The sequence below is a fragment of the Alkalibacterium sp. f15 genome (genome assembly GCF_049389645.1).
GTDB lineage: Bacteria > Bacillota > Bacilli > Lactobacillales > Carnobacteriaceae_A > Alkalibacterium.
Genome location: NZ_CP186540.1, coordinates 2,383,817 through 2,407,583, shown reverse-complemented (window position 1 = coordinate 2,407,583; position 23,767 = coordinate 2,383,817). Strand labels below are relative to the sequence as shown.

The window sequence follows — 23,767 nt, the reverse complement described above, 5'->3', positions numbered from 1 at the left end:
ATTAGAAATAAATACACTACTTTCAAACCATCATTTAAAAAAAAATAAATCCATATTATATAAAGCGTTTACATAATATGGATGTGGATAAAAACCGTGAAGCATTATACTCCACGGTTTTTATCCAACATTAATTCAATGACTTTGTTTGCAGAAATTGGTTTACTGAAAAAATAACCCTGACCATATTCGCAATCATTTTCTTTTAAGAAAAGAGATTGTTCGATACTTTCAATGCCTTCAGCAACTGTTTTAAAATTCATACTCTTACTCATTTGTATGATTGTTTTGACTAGTGATGCAGTATTCTTCTTTGAAACAACATGATCGATAAAAGATTTATCGATCTTCACAGTATCGATGAACATATTGTTCAGTACACTTAATGAGGAATATCCCGTACCAAAATCATCGATAGCTACACCCACGCCTATATCATGCAATTCTTTGATTATTCTATTCGCGTAATCTACATTTTGCATAACACTCTCAGTAATTTCAACGATCAAGTAATGCTTTCTTAAATCATATAAGTCTAAGACATTCTGGACTCGGTCCACAAAATAAGGGTCTTCAAATTGCAATGTCGAAACATTCACAGCTACACTTAAAAGATTACCCTCTTCGTGCCACTCCTTGGCTTGTCTTACCGCCTCGTGAATGACCCAATAACCTATTTCATTGATCATACCTGATTCTTCCGCGATAGGAATGAATTCAGTCGGAGAAACCAAACCTAAAATAGAATGTTCCCAACGCAATAAAGCTTCAACGCCATAAATCTCTCCAGAAATCATTTTCACTTTAGGTTGATACAATAAATATAACTCATTATTGAGTATTGCTTCCTTCAAGCCGAACTCAATTCGTCTTTTTCTTTCAATAGCGGCTGCATCGTCAGTCATGAAAATGTGATAATTATTTTTTCCTGATTTCTTCACTTTATACATGGCAATTTCTGCTTGTTGCAGGAGCGCATCAATGTCTTGTGCTGTCTCTGGATAACGACTGATCCCAATACTTGCAGTAACGTAAAAAGTATAATCGTTGATTTTAAATGGTTTTGAAAATAAGGCTACAATATCTTTTGCAATTTCTTTAGTTTTCTGTTCAGTAATATTTTCTATCAGGATAAAGATTTCGTCTTCGCTGTCTCGAGCAATGATGGGGTCTTCTCCCAAAAGATTTCTCAGTCTTTGAGTGATTTTAATTAACACTTTATCACCCGCATTACGTCCATATAATTCATTTATGGTTCTAAAACGATCGATGTCCAATACAAAAACAGACATTTCGATTGTAGACTGTTCATTATAATACTGCGTCGTCTTTAATTCAAAATCATCATGAAGCTTCGTCCGGTTTGGTAGTTTGGTCAACATATCAAAATAAGTCACTTGATGTAATTTTATTTTGTGTTGCTCAACATCTCTTAGCAAAGCTTTTTCGGTATTGCTCAAAATTTTAAATTTATTGAATGTTTTTTTGAACCATCCTGAATTTTGGTTATCTCCAGTAAAATCTCTATCTCGACTATTATAGGATTCATCCACGATTGAAAAGATATAGCTTGGTGGACAAGTCTTTTTACTGATCAAATAAAGAAAGAGTATATATATACAGAAACCAATAATTTTCAAGCTATCGATTTCTAGTAAAGGGTGTATTTCTTCTACTAGTAGTGATGTCATATTACCTATTGCTCCTCACTATACACTAAGTTAATTTAAAGATGATTCTTTTACTGTGGGCATTATTTTTTTCCGAGAAAAATACCTATCTGTAATTCCTAATAATCATAAGAAGTAAGTTACAAATTAATGTTTTATTACATTTTCCAGTTCTACTATTTGTTTTGAAATGACATGTATCTCTTTGGAAATCGATGTTAAATCTGTATTAGTTGAACTGATTGAAGCTGAAATCTCTTCAGTTGTTGAGGCATTTTCTTCAGAAGAAGCTGAAAGGCTGTGCATGATTTCAATCAAATCATCTGTTTTAGCTTTCATTTTATCCCCTACTTTAGATACAAGCGTGATTACCTTTTCTAACGTGATCAAAGCCTCTGACAAGGATTCAAACTGGTTATTGGTGTCACCCAAACTAAGTTGCTGCTGACTAGTGATGCTACTTAAAGTGTTCACTGCTTTTACTGATCCTTGGGCTTGCAAAATAAGATTCTGGATCACATCAGCGATTTCTTCATTGAAACGAGACGATTTTTCGGCTAATTTTCTAATTTCTTCCGCAACCACCGCAAAACCTCTGCCTTCTTCCCCTGCTCTTGCTGCTTCAATAGAGGCATTTAAAGCAAGTAAGTTGGTTTGTTCCGAAATGTTAGCAATTTCAGCAGATGCTTTATTGATTTTTTCTACGGATACTGAAGTTGAGCGAATCATCGTTTCAATCTTTTCAACGTTCTCAATACTCATTTCCGTATTGTTAGTTAAAGACAGTAAGTTTGTCATACTGGACTCTCTTAAATTACTTGCAGAGTGTGTTTTATTCAATAGTTCAGTCATGTGTGAAGAATATCTACCCAACAATTCACCCAATTCCACAACTCGGTTCACACCATTTTCTGTATCTTCAGCTTGACTACTTGTAGAGCTTGCGATATCTTCAATAGCAATCTCTAATTCATTTGAAGCATGAACGATTGAAGCGCTGGAATCACCTAAAGCGTTTGAACTCGTATTTAATTGATTGATGGTTGCCTGGGCCGCTTTAATTATCTCTACTAATTCTTTTGACTGTATTTCTGATGTATCCGTAGTTGTTTCCATTTGATGAATCAACTTTTCACCATTAGAGGCAACGAACAAACCGGCAACTGCAGTGAATATGTATACCGTAAACATTATAATGATTTCCCGAGTATCATTTGCAGCTGTGGGATCAAAATATAAAATAGCACCAAGGTTGATTAATCCAAGTACACTCGCAATATAATATACTTTTTTATCTAAATATAAAAGAGATAAGAAAAGGAATAAAAATACTACAGTCCACACCATTTGTGATATAAGAGTAAGATTAATAATCATTGGTAGCGTGAACATTAAAGCCATAAGGATGTATTTAGATTCTTTTCTTTTGGATAAAAACCTATAAGCTAACAAAATAAAAACATTAATGAACGCTGTGAAGATTAAAAAACGATAGAAATTTCCAACAGGTATCAACTCAAAATAACTAAAAAGATAGACAATTGGATAAGCTGCTAATATCAGTGTCATAATTAAAAAGGTTAATATTTTTGATGCCTTTTGATTATATTTTTCTTTTAATGATTCCTGTGTAGGTGTATCTGTTTTATTACTAGAAAGACTCTCAGGTAGTATCGTTGTATCCATAATTTTCCTCCAGTCATATTATATAATTTATAATCGGTAATTATATAATGAAATTAAGTAGGAAATAACAAAAAACGCACATTTCTTTAAATGTGCGTTTCAAATGTTTCAGTCTTCTATCTGGCCTTGTTCTTTTCAATGATGGTCTTCACTTTCTCGTAATCTCTTTTGATGATATTCTGATCAAATGTCTCATTGAAATTTTTAGAGGTCATATTATATAAATATTCATTGTATTCATGAATAAAGCCCAAATTATCTTTATGCGCAGCGTAAGATATCGTTTTCAGTGCCTCAAAAAGCGCATGGACACCTGAAATATCTTTTTGCATATAAAAAACGAGCTGCCAATAACCCGAATGTAAATCCTCCGCAAAATCATTGTAGCGATAAAAGACACTCTTTACATATTCTTTATCTTTTTTGCCAGATTTTTTCTTTTCGTCCGTATCAGGATCTGCTTCCTTACTTTCTTCTTTATCATCAGAAGCTGTCTCGTTATTTTCTTCAGAAATAGTTTCTGTTGTGTCAGTTTCACCCTCGTCTAAATCTTCAGAAAAAACCCTTATCTTTTCATCTTCCTGATCAGCTTCATCTTCGTTGTCACTAGTTATGATTTCTGTTTTAAATTTTTTGTTATTATTTTTGTTATCAAGCCTTATTCCTTTTCCCTTCCATTTCAATTGCTTTTTAGAAGGCTTTTTTTTCGTTTCTTGGTTGTTTTCACTTTCTTCCTCTTCATCGTTATGAATAATCACGTATTTACCCGGTAATCCGGCCAATCTTTTTTCTAGCAAAGACTTATAGCGTAACACGTGGATAGCTGTATTTGGATCGTTAATACCTGGAGAGACAGCTCGCAAGGCTACTTCCGTGAGTTTTGTGCGTGCGTAATCAGGGTCATACATGGCCGATTTTTCAGATTCATAACTGAAACTCTTATTTACTTTTCTGGTAATCTCTTCCATTTTTTCTTCTAACTTCTTATTTGTTTTGATTTCCATGACCGGCTCACCAGCAGTTACAAAATAGCCTACACGAATATCGATAATAATATTGGCTTCATGTTCATCCGCTAACTTTTTCAACGCATCAAAATCAATGTGTTCAACGTAGGCACTTTTAGTTGCTTCGATATCATATGTATACATATAAGACATTTCCGGCAGATGCTTGATAGATGGAAAATCCTCAAATCTCACAATATAGTTATCATAAATATCCTGTGCTTCTTCATATAAACTATGGATCAATTTTTCGAGTTGCACATATTGAGAACTCGTATAGACGAATCGGGTAAACATAAACACTGAACTGAAAGCGTAAATCAAAGCGACGGTCGCAGAAATAACTAAAAATTCATCTTCCGAACTGCGCATAAAGAATAATGAAGATAAGCAATAAATAAACCCACCTAAAAAGATGCCTAAGGTTCGCATTGAGGTGCGGTTGAGTAAAAAGTTTTCAATGGCTCTCGGACTGAAATTTGAGGTATAGAGCGTAACGATCGTCAGCATTGTTGCAAAGGTAAAAGTTGCCACAGAAAAGAGTGATCCAGCTAATAGACTTAAAATTTCTCTTGCTAAGTCAACACTCGTTAAGGTCCATGTTGGAAGATATTCTACACCCATAAAAATTCGTGTATCAAAAAGAATGACTACAATAGCCAGAAAGAATGAAAAAAGCACGCTCCCGCCTAATGTAATCCAAATTTTTCTTTCTTCCATATTCAAATTCCATTTTTCAATCATCCCTATCCCTCCAGAGCATTTAAACATACTTTTATATGTTTTATTATGTATTAGTATACACGCCCTGTAAAAAAAATGCACTTCAGACAAGAGATATAAGGTATTGATTACTGTTAAGTAATCTATTCTGAAAGTCGAAGTTCGGAAAGTTCGATCGAATAATTAATCTGTTCAGACAATTTATCAAGTTCAATAATGAAAGGCTGGGACAGCAGTCCAAGCCTTTCATTATTGATCAGAGATTGGTTGGAAGGACTATCCGCTAGGTAAAGAGTCTGCATTATTTGTCATTAATACCTTTTAGTGCCAACTCGGTGGAAAAACATTTTCAGTTGACGTCAGCACCTTTATTAGTGACCACTGAGTTATCAAGATTTGTTCAGTTGATGTTAGTCACGTCTCTTAGTGACCGCTGAGCCGTCGGGTTTCGTACAGTGGGCGTTACAAAGGTCCTCTAGTGACCGCTCGCTTGGCAGAAGCTCTGCAGTAAGCGTTACTACAGGGTCATAGTGACCACTCAGTTCGTAGGGTTCCGTCAGTGGTTATCAGAGCGCTCCTGTAGTGCCTTCTCGGTCAGCGCAACTAGCTCCAGTGGGATTCAAAAAGATCCTTAGTTCCCACTCACCAGACAACTCCTCTCCGGTATGCATTATGAACATTCACTACTATCAACCCAAGAACTATTAGATTGTTAGTGGACGTTAGTGACGTCCACTTTCCTTTTAATTCTTTCCAGACAAAAAACAATCCTCATCCATCTTTATTAATACACACATCAGAGACTGAAAAAAATCTAGTCAAAAAAACACAAGCTTCATTTATCTCTTATCGAACGAGATATGAATGGAGCTTGTGTTTTTATCTGTTTTTACATATAAAATGGTCATGATTTCCCCAGTTTTTCAACTTATGTAATATTCTCCCATTTTATCACTCAAGATAAGCAATATATGGTTCTTGGAACGGTCGCTTTTGATTGCGCCATCATCCAATTCGATCATGCGAGAAGGCATATGATCAATCAAATCCAGTTCCTGCGTAGCCATAATGACGGTCGTTCCCAGCTTATTTATTTTATGTAGAAGATTGAGCATGTTTATTCTGGGTTTGGCATTCAAGTTTAAAGTGATTTCATCCACGATCAAAACACGCGGATCATTGACCATAGCCCGAGCAATCGCAATGCGTCTTCTCTCTTCAACAGAACAATCGGAGAGCGAATCCAACGCTTTGTATTTCAAACCGACCATAGCTAACGTTTCTAAAACACGCTGTTCCAATTTTTCGACCGGGTACTGTGTCACTTCCAGTACATAAGCGACGTTCTCATAAACCGTTTTATATTCAAGTAATTCATAATCTCGAAAAACGGCGCCCACTTGTCTTTTTAAAAGATACGTTTTATTTTTTTTTAAGCGTTTGAGGGCATACGATTGTACACCTACAAAACCTTTATCCGCATCGAGGTCTCCACACATCATTTTGAGAAAGGTTGTTTTCCCTGATTCAGAAGCGCCCGTTAAATAGATAAATTCGCCTTGTTCAATATCACAGCTTATATTTTTCAGTGTATAATCGTCCCATGTATCGTACTTATGGAAGACATTTTTTAGTCGAATCATGGTCTAACCTTCCTTGTCTTTGTCATTCTAATTGAATTGGTTGATCAATGAATAGATCTCATCTGTGCTTTGCATAACTTTTGAATTCAAAGAATAGGCTCGCTGTGACATCATCATATCGGTGATGCTCTGTGCTAGATCCACGGTAGACTCTTCCAGATAACCACTCGCAATGGCTCCGAATGCTTCAGGATCCTCAACTGAAGTCAGCAGTTGCGTCCCCTCGTTGACTCGGTACATATTGTCTCCCGCTTCAGTGATTGCTGTATGATGTGGCGGTAAATAAAGAGGTATTTGACCGACTGTATTTGTCTGGCCATTAGTCAATACATTAACGTCCCCAGACTTAGTAATGATCACGTCACCCTGGCCCCATTGATCGACGGGGACCGCATTGTTTAATTCCAAAACATCTCCACGGTCATTAACGATTTGGCCTTCTGTGCTCAAATGGAAAGCACCGTCACGTGTCAGCATCATTTCACCGTCAGCATTGGTCACGCCGAAAAAGCCATTGCCAGCAATCGCGAGGTGAAATGGATCACCGGTTTGTGTGAGTCCACCTTGAGAGAAATTGTTCTTACTTGAAGCCATCTTGACTCCGGCATTTAAACTCGGATTTCCTACTTCTTCTGACAGACGGACGTCATTCTCTGTGACGGCATTGTGCAACAATTCAGTAAACTGAACATCTTTATGCTTAAAGCCTATCGTACTGACATTAGCAATATTATGCGACACGTGATTGAGTTTGTGCTGAAGTGCTTGCAAAGCACTTTTAGATGTATTGTAAGGGATTCTCATTTTTTCACCTTTCCTATGTCCGTCCGACTTCTTGAGTCGCACGTTTTAGAGTTTCGTCCATCGATTGCAGGACACGCTGATTGGCTTCGAATTCTCTGGATATTTGTAGCATTTCGGTCATCACGTCTGCGATATCGACATTGGAAGATTCCACATAGCCTTGTTCGATTTGGAAACCGATACCGACAGGTACGCCATTACCACCTTGGAAAAGTGTACCGCCTGCACTCGTTAGATCAGCGGGATTTTCAAATTGCGTTAAGTATAGGAATTGAGAGTCATCCGTGTTCGTACGGACGAAACCAAATGAATCGATCGCAAATGACTCTTCATTATCAGTCCCTACGTTGATAGGCGCGATCCCGCCACCGTCTTCGATACCTAATACTTGAAACCCTTCCTGAGTGACCAGTTCACCTTGCTCGTTGACAGAAAAGTTGCCGTTACGCGTATAGAATAGTTCCCCGGCATCATTTTGAACAGTGAACATGGCATCGCCATTAATGGCCATATCTGTGCTGTTTTCTGTCAGTTTCAACCCGCCGGCTGAAAAGTTTCTTACAGCTTCATCAAGCTGATTACCAAACGTCAACTGCCCAATATCATTTCGTTGATTTCCTTGCAAACGTTTTGTGTAATTATGTATATCCACTTGATTGGTCGTGCTTGTCAGCAACTGTTGTGACTTGTAGCCTGGCGTCATGGTATTGGCCGCATTCGTAGCCAGATTTTTTTGCTTTTCTGTCAACACGTTAAAACTATTCGATAATGTATTTAATCCTCTAATCATTGTCATACACCTTTCCTAGAGACTCTCTTAATTTGAGTAACGCTTTACCATGGATTTGAGAAACTCTTGGTGTCGAAATGTCATAAATATAGGCCACTTCTTTCATGCTTAATTCCTCAAAGTAAATTAGTTGGAGGATCTGCTGTTCTCTTTCTGGTAATTTGGTGATGGCTTGTTTCATATAATTCAGCTGTTCTTTTTTTATCACACTGGTTTCTGTGTCCGGAGCTGAATCGTTTGTCATCACTTCTATAAGATTGGTTTCATTGGTGGAATCCTCGAACAAGATAGAATCCAGTGAAACATCCGCCAGTTGATGGACGGTCTCATATACTTTTTTCAGTTCTTTATCTGTCATCTCTAAATATCGGCATAATTCCTTGTCTGTAGGTGTTCGAAGTAACTGCTGCTGCAATTTGCTGACCGCGTCATAATAGTTATTGACCGCTTTGATTTTACCGCGAGAAACACGAGACGTTTTTCTGATCTCATCGATGATGGCGCCTTTGATTCGCATATAAGCATAATTTATAAACGGGACATTTAAAGAAACATCATATTTTTCAATGGCTTTCATCAGACCAATGACGCCGATGTTGACGAGGTCTTCGTGTTCATAATCTTTATTATTGATTTTCAAACCATGCACAACTTTATGAATTAATGGCATATATTGAATCACTGTCTCGTTTCGTTGTTTTTCTTCCACTTTTATCCCCCCACTCTAGTTCATCGTGACCGTTCCGACGCTTTCAATCGCACTGTCATTAGGAATTTCATTTAATGATAGAACTGCTAACTCTGGAAAATTAAACGACAAAAGATTTTTCATGGCTGGTCTGATCTTAGGTGCTGTCAACAGAACAAATGGAAGCCCCTGCGACGACAATATCGCGCTTTGCTGGTTGATACTGTCAAACAAACGATTCACTTCTTGCGGTTGAAGGACGGGAATAGATCCTTGCGTTGACTTTTGAATGCTCGAGCTTACGCGTTCTTCAACATCTGGATGAACCGCCAAGACATTCAAGGTACCTTCATCATCTATGTGTTCTTTTACAATGGTTCGTTTGAGTGCTTGTCTCACGTATTCTGTTAAAGTTTCATGATCTTTCGTTGTATTCCCGTAATCGGCGAGTGTCTCTAGGATCGTCACCAAATCTGTGATTGGCACGTATTCTCTCAATAAACGCTGCAGAACTTTCTGTACGTCCCCAAGCTGCAGGATGTCAGGAATCAGTTCTTCGATAACCACGTTGTAGTCACCTTTCAGTCCTTCAAGCAATTCTTTTACTTCTTGACGACCCAGTAGCTCATCTGCGTTTGTTTTCATTATTTCTTTCACGTGTGTAACCAAGACAGTAAGCGGATCGACAACGGTATAATCGTTCAGTTCGGCGATTTCTTTATTACGGTCATTGACCCACAAGGCATCGAGGCCGAAAGCCGGTTCTTTAGCATCGATTCCTTCAATCTCTCCTTCAATACCACCGGGTTCAACGACCAAGAACTTATCTGGATACAACGTTCCGGAAGCAACTTGGTTTCCTTTTATTTTGATCACATAATCATACTGACTCATTTGAAGATTATCTCTGATACGGATTGGATTAAGTAGAATACCCATTTCATAAGACAACTGCTTTCTTATTGCTGCAATCTGATTCGTCAAATTAGATTCTTGTTCTTCACTTGCTAGAGGGATCAATCCATAACCCAACTCAACAGCAATTCTATCGACCTGGAACTGTGATGCTGTTTCTTCAACAGGTGCCCTTTCTTGTTTCATGGCTGACTGTCTTTGATCGTCCATTTCTTCCTGATTCGATGTCTTTTGACTTTCACTGACTAAGTAACCGGCAACGACTAGCCCGGTCGCTAACAAGATAAAAGGAAAGAATGGAAAACCAGGAACGAGTGCGAAAACTGTTAATAAGGTTGCAACTATGTACATAACTTGTGGTGTATGGAACAATTCTCCACCAATGGTATCTCCGAAACCTTTTTCATTGGCTGTTCGGGTAACTAAAATACCTGAAGCAACTGAAATCAATAAAGATGGAATCTGACTGACCAAACCATCACCGATCGTCAATCGACCGAAGTGGCTCAAAGCTTCACCGACAGAGTAATCTCCCTGTAAGGAATGGATAGCGATACCACCCACTAAGTTTATCAGGGTGATGATAATCCCGGCAATGGCATCACCTTTGACGAACTTGCTGGCCCCATCCATCGCGCCATAGAAATTCGCTTCTTTTTCAAGGTTCGAACGTCGCAATTTCGCAAAGTCTTCTGTGATCAAGCCACTATTCAGATCAGCATCAATGGCCATTTGTTTACCAGGCATGGCATCTAGTGTAAAGCGAGCGGAAACTTCAGCAACACGACTCGATCCGTTGGTTACAACAAGTATCTGAACGATGACTATAATAACGAATAATACGGCCCCTACTACATAGTTGTTGCCAGCAACGAAACTACCGAATGCATCGATCACTCTGCCGGCATCCCCCTGACTTAAAATCAGCCGGGTCGAACTAATATTCAAACCCAAACGAATCATTGTTGTAACTAACAATAATGTAGGAAAACTTAAGAATTCCAACACAGAATGGGTGAATAAAGTAAGGACAAGTATCGTTATGGCTAATGAGATATTTAGAACCAAAAGAAAATCGAGTATAAACGTAGGCATCGGTATGATGATAATACCGATGATAGATACAACAACAAACGCAATGATAATATTTAGAGCATTAGCTAAAGAGGTCGACTTAGTTTTAACAGTTGAATTATTCACTTTTTCGCCATCCTTTCATTCAGATTTTATTCTTTTTACTTTGTTCAGCTTGGAAAATCAGTGCCAGTATTTCTGCAATGGCTTCATACATATCTGTTGGAATTGGATCCATAGGTTCGACCACTTCATACATGGCTCTCGCTAGCTGTTTGTTTTCAATAATAGGAATATTCTCTTCTCTTGCCATTCCTTTCATTCTTAAGGCTACGTGATCCTGTCCTTTTACTAAGACAATTGGAACCTGATCTTTACTTTGGTCATAACGAATCGCTATCGCAAAGTGGGTAGGGTTGGTGATCAAGACCGTTGAATCCAGGACATCTTTTATATTCCCCGCTAGCATGTTTCTGTATAAGGCCTTTCTTTGCGATTTAACTTGCGGATCGCCTTCCATTTCTTTGTATTCATCTTTAATGTCCTGCATAGACATCATCAATTTTTTCTTGTGCTCATAACGTTGAAAGAAATAGTCAGCAATGCCTAATATGGCTAAAAACAGCGCTAACCTGAAGGCTAAAGTTGAAACAAGCTCGATCACAAGCGGGAAGATGGCATACAATCCGACTCGTCCGGATTGTAAAATGATATCGGCAGACTGCCATAAGGTATAAAGTGTAAAGCCGACGACGATGAATAGTTTCATCAGATTTTTTGCTAATCCAAACAGTGCTTTTTTACCAAAAATGTTCTTGAAACCGCTCACCGGATTGATTTTACTGAAACTCGGTTTCATCGACTCTGTCGTAAAGAGAAAGCCGACCTGAACGAGGTTTCCGACAACACCTGTAAAGAAAGCGATGATCAAAAAGGGAGCGGCTAAAACAATAAACCAGATAATGGCATTCATACCTATTTGAGATAATTCGCGAATAGAAGACATAGGGTCCGGGCCAAAACTAAGGGACTGCCTCAAAAAAACAAAGGTACGTTCTAAAACATAAGAAGCTAATGCCGTTAAACTTAAAGCGAAAAAACCAAAAGATAAGGCTGAGGATAAATCCTGACTCTTAGGTACTTGACCTTTTCTCCTCGCTTCTCTCAGTTTCTTGGGCGTGGGTTTTTCTGTTTTTCCATCTTTTTCAGACATCAGACGTTCACCCCCTTAGAAGTCACATTAATCAGTTAATTTTGTAAGCCGTATAACCATTCATTCATAAACTTGATCATATCAGGAAAGACATCCCCTATATTTCTCATGAGTAAGGATAGAAAGAAAAACATAAAAATCAGACTAACCATGATCTTCATTGGCATCCCAAGGATCAATACATTTATCTGCGGCACGGTTCGTGAGATCAACGCTAACGTTAATTCAGACAAGATAGCGACGATAATGAGCGGTATTGCTAATTGCACTGCCGTCGCAAACATGTGCCCGAATAACTGTATCATACCTTCTACTCCGAAATGATTGAAAGATAGTTGTTCTAAAGGTGCCCACTCGAATGACTTCACTAAACTACGGATCACCTGGTGATGTATATTGGCTATGAAGAAGATCATCATCGATATCCAGTAATACACTCTGCCATAGAAAGAAGCATTCACGCCTAAAGCCGGGTCATATATTTGTCCCATTGAAAAACCAACTTGAAAATCGACAAACGCTCCGGCAATCTCAAATGCCGTAAAGAATAGTAAAGTTATGTATCCGAGAGCTAAACCTATAAGGACTTCCTTAACAGCTATCATCAAGAATAAAACGATGGATAGTTCGACATCAAAGGCATTGACAGTTCCCATAACGGGTAAGGCCAAACCAACTGATAAAGCGATCTTGCTAGCCGCAGGAAATGATTTATGTGAGAATCCGGGACTTACAGTAACAAAGACCGTTAGTCTGATCAAGATTAATAGAAACTGCTGTATTTCATTCGTCATTTCATCACAATCCTGCGATGATTGAAAACATGCGTTCAGTAAAGGCAATCAGTGTATTCAACATGAAATTGCCTAACAGAACTAAAGTTAACAGTATGGAAAACAGTTTAGGTACAAAACTTAGGGTCTGTTCTTGAATTTGGGTAGTCGCTTGAAATATGCTTATAACAAGACCGATAACCAAAGCAATTATGAGAACAGGTCCTCCCACTCGAATCAATACCATGAATGCATCTTGTAAAACATCTAAAATATTTTGTGTTGACATCCTCTAGTCCTTTCTAATAAAAGCTTCCGATTAGTGATTCGACGACCAGATACCAGCCATCAACCATAACGAACAGGAGCAATTTAAACGGTAACGATATCATCACGGGTGACAGCATGAACATTCCCATAGACATCAAGATACTCGCTACCACAATGTCAATAACCAGGAATGGTATGAATATAAGAAACCCTATCGTGAAGGCAGTACGCAATTCACTGATTGCAAAGGCTGGGATCACGGTAAATAAAGATAAGTCATTCGGTTCATCTGGAAATGATTCTCCACCCAATTCAACAAACAATTCTAAATCTGTTGTCCGTGTCTGTTCAAGCATAAATCCCTTGATCGGCACTTCTGCTCGTGCAAAGGATTCTTCTCTTGTGATTTCTCCTGCTAGCATCGGTTGCAGCGCCTCATCGTTGACTTCCTGATAAATAGGTCGCATGACGAACAAGGACAAAAACAAAGCCAGACCGATCAACACTTGATTAGGTGGGCTTTGCTGCGTTCCCAACGCATTACGCGTAAAGGATAAAACAACAACGGTTCGCGTGAAACTGGACGTTAAGACTAGAAACGAAGGAACAAGTGCAATGACGAACAACATTAGATACAGGTTAACGGCTTCTGACGAGTCACCTCCGAGAGATAACGCATCCACTAAATTCTCTGTCATCCTCTATGTGTTCCTTTCTTTACGTCGTTCTTCAAAATGGTGTGCTTTATGTATGATTTTATCTCTTATCTTTTTCATTTGTTCAGAATAAGGAGATAATTTATTTGCCATCTCCCTGGATTGTCTACTCTGAATCAAGCGTTTCTGTATCGCTTCTTTTTCTTCCTGTGTGAACGTTCTAATCACTTCGCTCTTTGTATCCGAGATACTCATCAATAAGTATTCCGATTCAACTTGCACAATACATAGTGAAGAAGATTTAGAAACTGGGACGCGCTCAATGACTTTAATGACTTCACTCGTACTGCGAGAAAAATTATTCAGTTTTTTAAGTAAAAAATTAGCAAGCAAAACAGTCGTTCCTAAAGCAAGAAGCATCTGTCCGATATCAGCAAATCCCATTTTCTCAATCCTTTCTTCTATTTTTGCAATAAAATATCCGTAATATAAACGTCTTCAACTATCTCAGCATCTAAGGCCTGATTGATTTTCGCCTTTATTTCATTTTTGATCAAAAAATGGCCTTCTGCTTCATCAAACATTGATTCTGCGCTTTGGTTGGAAACAGTGTGGATAACTGCGTCTCTCACTTTGGCAATTTCAGTGCCGATGATCTCATTTGCATCTTCATTTAAGCTTGTGACTGTTATCTCCATTCTTACAACCGGTTGATTTTTAGCTGATTCACTGTTCAAATTAACTAAAAATTCATCCAATGGAATGGAACTTTCAGAGGCTTCTGCTTCTGAAGTGAACCGAGAAATGAATGTCTCATCTTCAGGCCCTGAGAAAAAGAATACCCCAATACCTACTCCAGCAAACACTAATGTCATAACTAGGCCGCTGATTAAAAGTATTTTTGATACTTTTATTTTAGAACGCTTCTTTTCATCTTTCTGAGCCATTCGTGTCTTCCTTTCTATGTTCATGAACTATGATAATATTCACTCTTCTGTTCTGTGAGCGATTCTCCGGTGAATCGTTGGGGACGACTGGACGGTGCTCGCCATATCCTCTAGCGGATAATCGGTCAGGTTCCACGCCATGAGACTCACTTAAATAGCGAAGCACGGACACCGCCCGCTCAATGGACAACTCCCAATTCGATGGGAATCGTCTTGAACTCATGGGTATATTGTCAGTATACCCTTCAACAATTATTTCATTATCAAACAGTTCAAACAATCCGGCTAATGAACCAATTGTTTCTCTTCCAATCATTTTTAAAGTAGCACTCCCTGAATCAAAAAGAATGGCTTCTTGAATATCTATGTAAACACCTTCCTGATCACGAGAGAGAGTTATATCTGTTTCCAAACCTTCAATCTCCAAATAATTGGTAACGGTTTGATACAATTCATGAACTTCTTCAGGTATGCTATCTTCCATCATAACGGAATCCTCTACTCCTAAATCTTCTGGTTCCACATCATCAAACTCACTTAAATCTTCGAACTCATAGTCTTCTAATGCATTACCACTGTTATCCAGTATTGCATCACTGCTGCTGCCAATTAAAGCCATGCGTAAAGATTCAGCGACTTCTTTAAAACGTTCTTCACTTACTACCGACATCGAGAAGAGTAAAATGAAAAAAGTAAGGAGTAAAGACATTAAATCAGAATAAGTGGTCATCCAAGCAGGAGCCCCTGTTTGTTTAGCTTTTTTTCTTTGTCTAGCCATGATACTCTCCTAACTATGAAAACTCTTCTGCAACTTTTACTGCTTTATTATTCGCTTTTGATGATACTTTTTTATCTGAGTTAGACATGAAACTTTGTAGCTTCTGTTCCATGATTCTTGGGTTATCTCCTCGTTGTAAAGCAAGAATACCTTCGATGATCATTTCATTTGTTTTCAATTCATTGGCCGTTTGCATTTCCAAATTTTTGGCAATGGGTAAAAATACCATATTGGCTAAAAAACTTCCATAAAATGTGGTAAGCAATGCCGTGGCCATCCCGGTACCAATCAATGAAGGGTCTTGTAAATCTCCCAGCATGGCAATCAGTCCAATCAATGTTCCAATCATCCCAAAAGCGGGTGCAAATTCTCCCCATTTCAAGAAGACTTCTTGACCAATAGAATGGCGATCTTCCGTTTGAACTAATTCGACATTCAATATTTCTTCGATGGTATTTACATCTGTTCCATCCACAACCATTTCCAATCCGTATACCAGTACCGAATTGTCCAACTCTTGAATATCTGCTTCGATAGCTAATATACCCTCGGTCCGACTTTTCTTGGCTAGTGTCGTTAATGTTTCCAGCAAAGTTACTCGGTCATCATCTGGTGTGAACATCAATTTTTTGATTAAGGCTGGCACTTTTTTTAACGTATTTAGTGGGAAACTGATAAGGATAGCTGAAAAGGACCCGAACAGTGTAATAATCAAGGATGGTGCGTCAAAGTAATTGATCAATGAACTATTTTGCGACATTGCTGCGAGGATCAATCCAATACCGACCACTAATCCAATAGCTGGCAATAAATTTCGTTTCACTTCTTACACTCCCGTCGATGATCGATAGATTTTCTGTTTATAAACGATAACTTTTTCGGCTATCTCTGCCGGCGTTTCCATGACACGAATGGTCTTATAATCAACTAAGGTGATCAACGTATCATATTCACGTTCCATTTTTAGAATTAAATCATTATTCAAATAAAATTCTTTGCCTGAAACCGTTCGTAATGCAATCATGACAAACCTCTTTCTAGTCTAAAATTGGTTAAAAGCTGAGCAATGTGTTACTTCATACTCAGCTGATCTCCGACTAATTATCGTTTAAGATTGATTAATTCCTGCAGCATTTCGTCTGATGTTGTGATACTTCGTGAATTAGCTTGGTAAGCTCTTGTTGTTACAATCATTTCAGTGAATTCTGTAGCTAAATCAACGTTTGACATTTCCGTAAAACCTGAACGAATCGTTCCGTAACCATCATCAGTTGGTCCACCTTCAATTGGATCACCAGAGTTGGCAGAGGCATTGTATAAGTTTTCGCCAGCTTTTTCCAAACCATCCGCATTCGCAAAATTAGCTAAAGCCACACGACCGATGACATAAGCATTCCCGTCGCTGTATGTACCTATAATCGTTCCGGTATTGTCAATATTGTAGGCTTGTAATTGAGAATCATTTACTTCTTGTGGAATTGATAAAGGTTGTAGAACCTGGTTATCGGCAATATCAGTATTAATACCTTCAGGTTGAGGTGGATTGATAGCTATACCCATCACTCGTGAACCGTTTGATGTAGTTAGGTTACCTGCGAAATCAGTATAAAAACCTCCATCACGTGTGTATTGCATGGTGCCGGCAGGGTTACCATCCTGGCTGACAATAAAGAACGAGCTGTCGCCATTTTGAATCCCAAAGTCTAATGCACGTCCGGTAAATTGGAGCGAACCACCCTGCATCATCATATCTGTTCCACTAACCTGTGTACCAAGACCAACTTGCTGGGCGTTGATTCCGCCGCGACCGTTATTGTTCGGTCCTTGTGCGTTAGTATCCATCTGAGAAATCATATCCTGGAAACGGACACGTTGAGATTTAAAACCTGTTGTATTGACGTTCGCAATGTTATTGGCGATCACATCCATTTTTGTTTGCTGACCTTTCATACCTGTGATACCTGAGTACAATGAATTTAACATTTTTTTTCCTCCTATAGTTAACGTTTCTGAATCGATCGGTCATCAGAAAAAAGTCTCTTCTCAGTCCAACTTTTACGTTACCTTTATCTTTTCTGGTTTATTTGTATGGCACTGTCAATATTTGTTACCTCGGACATCTCTGTCGATTTCAAAGCAGTGATCACTGTTTTATTTTTTATACTGGCAATCAGGGCCAAATCATCGTATAAAATCAATGAATTTTCAGAACCTTTTGCTTCGAGCGTTTCTACCGCTTCTTCTAAACGCTGCATGTCTGTATAACTTAATGTAAAGCCGTGCTGATCTAAACGTTTTTGCGCATGATTGGAAAAAGTAACAGTCGTTGTTTTCTTTTCCGGTACTATCAGCGCTTCCTGCATAAACGATTTAAAAGTTCTGTCGATTGTCGCTTGTTTAGTCTCTTTAGTTTTCACTTGAGATACTTGAGGCGGGACGCCATGAATGTTTTGCAACATCTTATTCGCTCACCTCAACCACATCGTTTAATTGATACGTCTTACCATTTACTTGTATTGTCGCATACCCATTATCAAAACGTACTTTTTCAACAGGTCCTGTGATCAACTGTGCTTCTTCAGATGCTAACGTGACGTTTTTACCAACGAGTCCTAGTGCTTGCTGCTGCTGGGACATTAAAACTGTTGTCTGCATGGAACTATTCAAATCTTCCATGGCATTCAACATACCGAACTGGACCATTTGACCGATATAGTCGGTTTCAGAACCACCGCCGCTGCCTTGTCCATCAAAGGAAGGCATACTCATCGCACTCGAAATGATTTGTAGAAACTGTTCCATATCCAGATCCGAATTTTTCTTTGTCTCTTCTTCTGGTTGAATCGCACTTAGTGACCCGATCAACATGTTATTTGGTATATTCACTCCTATTACTCCTTTCTTTTAGACATAGACATTTATGCCGTCTTTATTGGTCGATCTTGTTTCAGGCATTTGTTCATCATTTTCAGCCAAGGTTAAATCATGATCTTCTGAAAGTGACTGTTTCTGTGAATCCTGTTCAGACTGAGAAGGGTTTTCTGAAAAAGAAAAATTACCTTGCTGCTGAGTAGCCGGCTGACTGGTGGTAAAGTCAAAAGCTTTGATCGTCAGTCCTTTTGATTCTAAGGGCAGTTTCAGATCCAACCATTCGCCTTCCATCCATTTTCTGGTTTCATCAGACTGGAACGTTAACTTGCCGCTTAATCCTTCTTCGTTTAGAGATAGTTCGATCGTTACTTTTCCAAGCGTTTCTGGTGACAAATGCAGGGTTGTCTTATAGGTTTTTAGACCTTCTCTATTTTCTGCGAAACTTGCTACCATATCTTGAACAAGATTTACGCTCTGCTCTTTTGGAACAGGGACGCTAGCCTCTGTATTGCTTTTAGCTACTATTTGACTGCTTTCTTTTGATGATTGATTACTCATTTGACGAAGCATGGACACAAAATCATAATCAGTGTCTGCTTGTGTCATTTCTTTTTTTACAGTATGAACTGAAACTAAATTTTCAGTGACTTCAGACTCCACATCAGTCATCTGCAACTCTGTAGATCTATTCATATCCACTGTTTGAGCTGATTCATCTTTATGTGGTGTATTCACCGGAGTCTGATTCAGCGTCTTATGAGTTTCACCTCGTTCTTCGTTCAGTTGCTTCAGTGAAAAAGCACCTTTCACTGCTGACCGCATGATCTCTTCGATTTCAAGTCGATTTGCAGATTTCTGATCAGTTTCCTGTTCAGTATTCAACGCTACCTTTAATGAAGTAACTATTTTTTGAAGTGTTTCAGGATCGATTGGTTCGAACTTGCCCATTTTCAGTATTTCTTTGATAGCAGGTGACAGTTCCAGCTCATTCGATTTAGTGGCTTCATTAAATTCCGTAGACTCCATCATTTCACTGATTTCTTTGACTAATGTAGAGTGTAAGTTGGCGTCAAGAGTCTGAGTGAATTCAGATACAGCAGTTCCTATTTCTGTTTGAATCTGAGGTACTACTTCAGTTAAGGGTTTGGTGTCATCTAAACTTTCATCACTAGTCTGTTTTCCCTGCATTTCACTCATATCCGATTGGTTTTTTGCGAACAAATTGCTTTCATTATCAGATGGTTCATTATGTAGAATGAAAGTTTGTTCCTCACTGGATAGGTCGTTTGTAGTATCAGCTGTTAACTGTTGTGAGATCGACTCAATCGAGATATATGTTCCGTTCGTAAGGCTAGTAAGTGATTCTTCTTCAAGCGTTTGATTCAAGTCATTCACTTCAGCGTCCAGTTTTAAGAATGGATTGATCAAACTGAAAGTTACAAATTCTATTTCCTGTTGAATTTCTTCTAATTCCTGCAACTCATTATTGAGTCGTTCTGATTCAGAATCATCAGTTGCCAAATCTTTTTTAGCTGATGAGTTATAATATTTCTCGAATTCTTCTGAAAAAGACTTTCTATCAATTTGTTTTGGCTTACCTTTATTCGATACGACATCTACTGATTGGTTAACTTGGGCGACGTTCATTGTGTTTTCACCCCCTTTCAAGTAATAATGGCATTAATAAATTGAAGGACGCCCGAAACTAAGCGTTGAAATTTCATCAAGCTGAGTTTGTTCCTGTTTCTTAACTGTGTCCTGGTGACGGGTGCGTTCTTTTTCTTCCAGTTTTTGCATCACTTTTTTGTCTTTGTGAGCGACTTGTAGTTCTATGCGTGCTTGCTCCAGTTCTTTGTCAGCCTTTTGAACGGTCAAACGCTGGCGTATGATCTTCTCGTCGATTAAATCTCGGTACAAGTGATGTCGTTTAAGGTGATCGATCGTTGAATGAAATAATTGCTCACTCTTTAATTTTCTGCTTTCAGAAATGATGCGATTCAATTTATCGTTTTCATTCTTAACTTTTTCTATCTTTTCTTTCACCATAAGCTGAGCAACATCTTCCAAATCTTCACGCCAATCCAACACTTTTTCCATTGAAAAACGATACTCTTGCATTTAACATTCTCCTTACCTTAATGACTGGTTAGAAAATACAGCTTTTAATTCTTGAATCGTCTCTTCACAAGTATATGATTCAGTTGTTTTCTGTTTCAAAAACGATTTGATCGGATGATTCAACCGGATCGCCTGATCGATCAGCGGGTTCGTTCCCTGCTGATAAGCGCCCACATCAATCAAGTCTTTTGATTCTTTATATGTAGCTAGATTTTCTCTTAGTTTACCGGCCCATTCATCATGGTCTTCAGTCACTAAATCTTTCATCAGACGACTTAAACTATTTTGAATATCAATGGCCGGATAATGGTTTTCTGAAGCAATTTTTCTGGACAGTATGATATGTCCATCGAGTATTCCGCGAACAGCATCTGCAATCGGTTCGTTCATATCATCACCTTCAACTAAAACCGTATAAAAAGCAGTGATTGAACCCTTTTCGGTTTTCCCGCTGCGTTCCAACAGTTTCGGTAAAACGGTGAAAACAGATGGTGTATAGCCTTTAGTGGTCGGTGGTTCGCCTGTGGCTAGGCCGATTTCTCGCTGAGCCATCGCCACACGTGTGACCGAATCCATCATGAGCACCACTTTTTTACCTTGGTCTCTAAAGAACTCTGCTATGGCAGTTGCAACGTATGCGCCTTTCAAGCGGACTAAGGGCGGCTGATCAGATGTCGCACAAACAACTACCGATTTTTTGTAGCCTTCTTCACCTAAATCGTTCTCAATAAACTCTAGAACCTCTCGTCCACGTTCACCGATCAAGCCGATAACAATGATATCTGCATCACTGTAACGAGCCATCATACCAAGCAAGGTTGATTTCCCAACACCGGAACCAGCAAAAATGCCCATTCGTTGTCCTTCACCAACTGTCAATAAACCGTCAACAGCTTTTACGCCAGTCTGCAAGATCGTGTCTATTTTGGGTCGTTTGAATGGGTCGGGTGCCGCCCGGTGAACATCAAACGTTTTCGAATTCTTCAGTGCTTTCTCACTCATTGGTCGGCCTAAGCCGTCAAAGGTTTTACCCAGCATGTCATCACTGATTTCAACTTTCAACGCTTTGCCTGTCGGATAAACCAGACAACCCGGTCCGATACCTTCCAGATCATCCAGTGGCATCAGTAATACGGTCTCTCCAACAAAACCAACGACCTCACTTAGCACCGATTTGGACCGTGATTTGATTGCAATCTCGCATACTTCACCGATAAAGGCATCAAGACCATCGACTTTGATGATCAGCCCAATGACTTGACTCACTTTACCGTGCTTCAACGTTATCGACTTGGTATTCAGTGTTTCATGATAAAGATCAAACGGTATATTTATCATCTACATCTCACGTTCTCTTTCTATCATTTCCTCAATCATAGCAGTGAGCTGTTTTCTCACTTGCACATCCACGACTTTATGGGCACTCTCGATCACACACCCATAGTGCTCGACATTATCATCTTGTAACACGATAAAGCGGACACCCGGATACATTTTTTCCAAAGCTGGTACTTGTTCCCTCAATTTTTGACGCTTAGAAGAATGGACCGTCAAACTAACGTAATCTTCTTTACGATCGAGTTGATGCAAGATAGGATGGACCAGTTCCATAATGTCATTTGGTAATAAATCCAGTTGTTCATGTACGATTTTTTCTGCCATATGAACAGCTAACGATAATATACTATCTTTCTTTTCTTCAATATAGCTTGAGATATCGCGCTGCGCATCACTTATTGACTCTTGAGCGACTTTGATCAAGCGCTCGCTTTCTTTTTTTCCAGTACTAAAGCCTTTTTCTTTCCCTTGATTGAATCCGGTTTCGAATCCAGCTTGCTTGCCTTCATCAAATGCACGCTCATAAGCTTCTTTTTTGAGTAGTTCAACTTCCTGCATCGCATCTTCAATCATTTGTTCTTTTTCAGTTAAAGCTTTCTCGATCAACTGGGCACTTTTATATTTCGCCTGTTCGAGTTCATCTCTGGCTTCTTCATTTTCTTCTATATAATTGTCTACATCTTCTTCTTGCACCTCGTAGTCGGTAGCAATCACCCAATCATGAGAGTCTTGTGAAGTGGCTTGGATCGATTTGATAAGTCTACTCGATAATAGCATCTTGATCGCCCCTCATAATGTAAATTTCTCCAAGCTCGTCTAAACGTCTGATTGCAGTAACCACATTTTGCTGAGCTTCTTCTACAGCTGATAAACGTGCAGGACCAAGATATTGTATATCTTCTTTGAGTGTGTCAACGGCTCTAGAAGAAAGGTTGTTATAGATAAAGTCACGCAACTCGTCGGAAACGCCTTTGAGCGCCAATACCAAATCGTCGTGATTGACTTCGCGCAAGACTTTCTGCACATCGCTCTTTTGAAGTGATACAATATCTTCGAACGTAAAGAGACTAGCTTTAACTTCTTCAGCAAGGTCCGGTTGTTTCTGTTCCAGCTCACTGACAATAGCTTTTTCAGTAGTACGTCCGACTTGGTTTAAAATTTCAACCAGGGTCAAGACGCCACCGACATTTTCAGTGTCATTTTCGATATATGTAGAAAACTTACTCTCAATAACTTTTTCTATTTTTTCAATAATCGCCGGAGACGTATTGGTTATCGTACCAATACGTTCAGCGATATCAGCTTGTTTTTCAAGTGGGAAATTCACCAGTATCTGTGCCGCTTTATCCGGCTGCATATAGCACAAAATCAAAGCGACCGTCTGTGGCTGTTCGCCCAGCAGAAGATTAGTCAGTTGCTGCGGATCAGCCTTTCTCGCAATATTGAACGGCCGTTCACGCAGTTGGATCTGGTTCAACATATCGATCACTTCTTTAGCGCGCTGTGATCCTAATGCTTTATTCAGCAGGTTTTTAGCGTAGTCGAAGCCGCCCTCTAAAATATATTCTCTAGCTTGAGACATCTCAATATATTCATTGACTATCGATTCGCGTTCTTCCCGGCTCACGTGATCCATATTTGCGATCTCATAACTGACCTTTTGGATGTAAGAATCAGGTAATTGTTTCATGATTTGAGCTGACGTTTCCGGACCTAAAGAAATCATGAAAATGGCGGCTTTTTTTATGCCATCTATCTCTTTTTTAGATCCACTTGCCTCTAAAGTATCTACCAATACAGTCC

The 23,767-nt window shown here is 38.9% G+C and carries 25 protein-coding genes; all 25 read right to left on the bottom strand.

Translation table 11 applies throughout. The annotated features are described in order from the left end of the window. Window positions 1-104 precede the first annotated feature (104 nt). Window positions 105-1,691 carry a putative bifunctional diguanylate cyclase/phosphodiesterase gene (locus tag ACO1PF_RS11325; RefSeq protein ID WP_423189166.1) on the bottom strand — a complete coding sequence of 529 codons (1,587 nt, stop codon included), beginning with the start codon at window positions 1,689-1,691 and terminating at the stop codon, window positions 105-107. 126 nt (window positions 1,692-1,817) lie between these two features. After that, window positions 1,818-3,356 (bottom strand): methyl-accepting chemotaxis protein, encoded by a 1,539-nt coding sequence (locus ACO1PF_RS11320; protein WP_423189165.1) that lies wholly within the window; start codon window positions 3,354-3,356, stop codon window positions 1,818-1,820. A gap of 116 nt (window positions 3,357-3,472) precedes the next feature. Continuing rightward, window positions 3,473-5,107 (bottom strand): DUF2254 domain-containing protein, encoded by a 1,635-nt coding sequence (locus tag ACO1PF_RS11315; RefSeq protein WP_423189164.1) that lies wholly within the window; start codon window positions 5,105-5,107, stop codon window positions 3,473-3,475. Between the two features lie 902 nt (window positions 5,108-6,009). Then, a complete protein-coding gene (locus ACO1PF_RS11310; protein ID WP_423189163.1) occupies window positions 6,010-6,729 on the bottom strand; it encodes a cell division ATP-binding protein FtsE in 720 nt (239 codons plus the stop codon). Window positions 6,730-6,756: 27 nt separating this feature from the next. After that, window positions 6,757-7,533 carry a flagellar hook-basal body protein gene (locus ACO1PF_RS11305; RefSeq protein ID WP_423189162.1) on the bottom strand — a complete coding sequence of 259 codons (777 nt, stop codon included), beginning with the start codon at window positions 7,531-7,533 and terminating at the stop codon, window positions 6,757-6,759. A gap of 13 nt (window positions 7,534-7,546) precedes the next feature. After that, the gene (locus tag ACO1PF_RS11300) at window positions 7,547-8,329 is read right to left on the bottom strand and encodes a flagellar hook-basal body complex protein (protein WP_423189161.1); all 783 of its coding nucleotides are present in this window, start codon (window positions 8,327-8,329) and stop codon (window positions 7,547-7,549) included. Beyond that, complete coding sequence (locus tag ACO1PF_RS11295) at window positions 8,316-9,032, bottom strand: sigma-70 family RNA polymerase sigma factor (RefSeq protein ID WP_423189160.1); 717 nt, start codon at window positions 9,030-9,032, stop codon at window positions 8,316-8,318. Before ACO1PF_RS11295 ends, ACO1PF_RS11300 begins: the two co-directional genes overlap by 14 nt. A 15-nt stretch (window positions 9,033-9,047) precedes the next feature. Beyond that, entirely contained in the window at window positions 9,048-11,126 is a 2,079-nt protein-coding gene (flhA, locus tag ACO1PF_RS11290) for a flagellar biosynthesis protein FlhA (RefSeq protein ID WP_423189159.1), read from the bottom strand. A gap of 19 nt (window positions 11,127-11,145) precedes the next feature. Continuing rightward, window positions 11,146-12,213 (bottom strand): flagellar biosynthesis protein FlhB, encoded by a 1,068-nt coding sequence (gene flhB, locus ACO1PF_RS11285; RefSeq protein WP_423189158.1) that lies wholly within the window; start codon window positions 12,211-12,213, stop codon window positions 11,146-11,148. 35 nt (window positions 12,214-12,248) lie between these two features. Continuing rightward, the gene (fliR, locus tag ACO1PF_RS11280; RefSeq protein ID WP_423189157.1) at window positions 12,249-13,007 is read right to left on the bottom strand and encodes a flagellar biosynthetic protein FliR; all 759 of its coding nucleotides are present in this window, start codon (window positions 13,005-13,007) and stop codon (window positions 12,249-12,251) included. Window positions 13,008-13,011: 4 nt separating this feature from the next. Continuing rightward, window positions 13,012-13,275, bottom strand: a complete 264-nt coding sequence (gene fliQ, locus ACO1PF_RS11275) for a flagellar biosynthesis protein FliQ (RefSeq protein WP_423189156.1) — start codon at window positions 13,273-13,275, stop codon at window positions 13,012-13,014. Window positions 13,276-13,288: 13 nt separating this feature from the next. Beyond that, window positions 13,289-13,954, bottom strand: coding sequence for a flagellar type III secretion system pore protein FliP (fliP, locus tag ACO1PF_RS11270; RefSeq protein ID WP_423189155.1), 666 nt, complete (start codon window positions 13,952-13,954; stop codon window positions 13,289-13,291). A gap of 3 nt (window positions 13,955-13,957) precedes the next feature. Then, the gene (locus ACO1PF_RS11265) at window positions 13,958-14,356 is read right to left on the bottom strand and encodes a flagellar biosynthetic protein FliO (protein WP_423189154.1); all 399 of its coding nucleotides are present in this window, start codon (window positions 14,354-14,356) and stop codon (window positions 13,958-13,960) included. Between the two features lie 17 nt (window positions 14,357-14,373). Then, on the bottom strand, window positions 14,374-14,859 hold the full coding sequence (locus ACO1PF_RS11260) for a flagellar basal body-associated FliL family protein (RefSeq protein WP_423189153.1): 486 nt from the start codon (window positions 14,857-14,859) through the stop codon (window positions 14,374-14,376). Beyond that, entirely contained in the window at window positions 14,843-15,637 is a 795-nt protein-coding gene (locus ACO1PF_RS11255; RefSeq protein ID WP_423189152.1) for an OmpA family protein, read from the bottom strand. The genes ACO1PF_RS11260 and ACO1PF_RS11255 overlap by 17 nt, the downstream gene beginning before the upstream one ends. Window positions 15,638-15,650: 13 nt before the next feature. Then, a complete protein-coding gene (locus ACO1PF_RS11250) occupies window positions 15,651-16,460 on the bottom strand; it encodes a motility protein A (protein ID WP_423189151.1) in 810 nt (269 codons plus the stop codon). A gap of 3 nt (window positions 16,461-16,463) precedes the next feature. After that, window positions 16,464-16,661: a flagellar FlbD family protein gene (locus ACO1PF_RS11245; RefSeq protein WP_423189150.1), complete on the bottom strand. Its 198-nt coding sequence runs from the start codon at window positions 16,659-16,661 to the stop codon at window positions 16,464-16,466. Window positions 16,662-16,738: 77 nt separating this feature from the next. After that, window positions 16,739-17,620 carry a flagellar hook-basal body complex protein gene (locus ACO1PF_RS11240; RefSeq protein ID WP_423189149.1) on the bottom strand — a complete coding sequence of 294 codons (882 nt, stop codon included), beginning with the start codon at window positions 17,618-17,620 and terminating at the stop codon, window positions 16,739-16,741. A gap of 83 nt (window positions 17,621-17,703) precedes the next feature. Further along, a complete protein-coding gene (locus ACO1PF_RS11235) occupies window positions 17,704-18,096 on the bottom strand; it encodes a flagellar biosynthesis protein (RefSeq protein ID WP_423189148.1) in 393 nt (130 codons plus the stop codon). A gap of 1 nt (window position 18,097) precedes the next feature. Beyond that, entirely contained in the window at window positions 18,098-18,523 is a 426-nt protein-coding gene (locus ACO1PF_RS11230; protein WP_423189147.1) for an FLgD tudor-like domain-containing protein, read from the bottom strand. An 18-nt stretch (window positions 18,524-18,541) separates the two neighbouring features. Further along, the gene (locus ACO1PF_RS11225; protein ID WP_423189146.1) at window positions 18,542-20,155 is read right to left on the bottom strand and encodes a flagellar hook-length control protein FliK; all 1,614 of its coding nucleotides are present in this window, start codon (window positions 20,153-20,155) and stop codon (window positions 18,542-18,544) included. 33 nt (window positions 20,156-20,188) lie between these two features. Further along, complete coding sequence (fliJ, locus tag ACO1PF_RS11220; RefSeq protein WP_423189145.1) at window positions 20,189-20,626, bottom strand: flagellar export protein FliJ; 438 nt, start codon at window positions 20,624-20,626, stop codon at window positions 20,189-20,191. Window positions 20,627-20,638: 12 nt separating this feature from the next. Next, window positions 20,639-21,964, bottom strand: a complete 1,326-nt coding sequence (gene fliI / locus ACO1PF_RS11215; RefSeq protein WP_423189144.1) for a flagellar protein export ATPase FliI — start codon at window positions 21,962-21,964, stop codon at window positions 20,639-20,641. After that, window positions 21,965-22,741, bottom strand: a complete 777-nt coding sequence (locus tag ACO1PF_RS11210) for a FliH/SctL family protein (RefSeq protein WP_423189143.1) — start codon at window positions 22,739-22,741, stop codon at window positions 21,965-21,967. Then, window positions 22,725-23,759 (bottom strand): flagellar motor switch protein FliG, encoded by a 1,035-nt coding sequence (gene fliG, locus ACO1PF_RS11205; RefSeq protein ID WP_423189142.1) that lies wholly within the window; start codon window positions 23,757-23,759, stop codon window positions 22,725-22,727. Before fliG ends, ACO1PF_RS11210 begins: the two co-directional genes overlap by 17 nt. Between the last annotated feature and the right edge of the window lie 8 nt (window positions 23,760-23,767).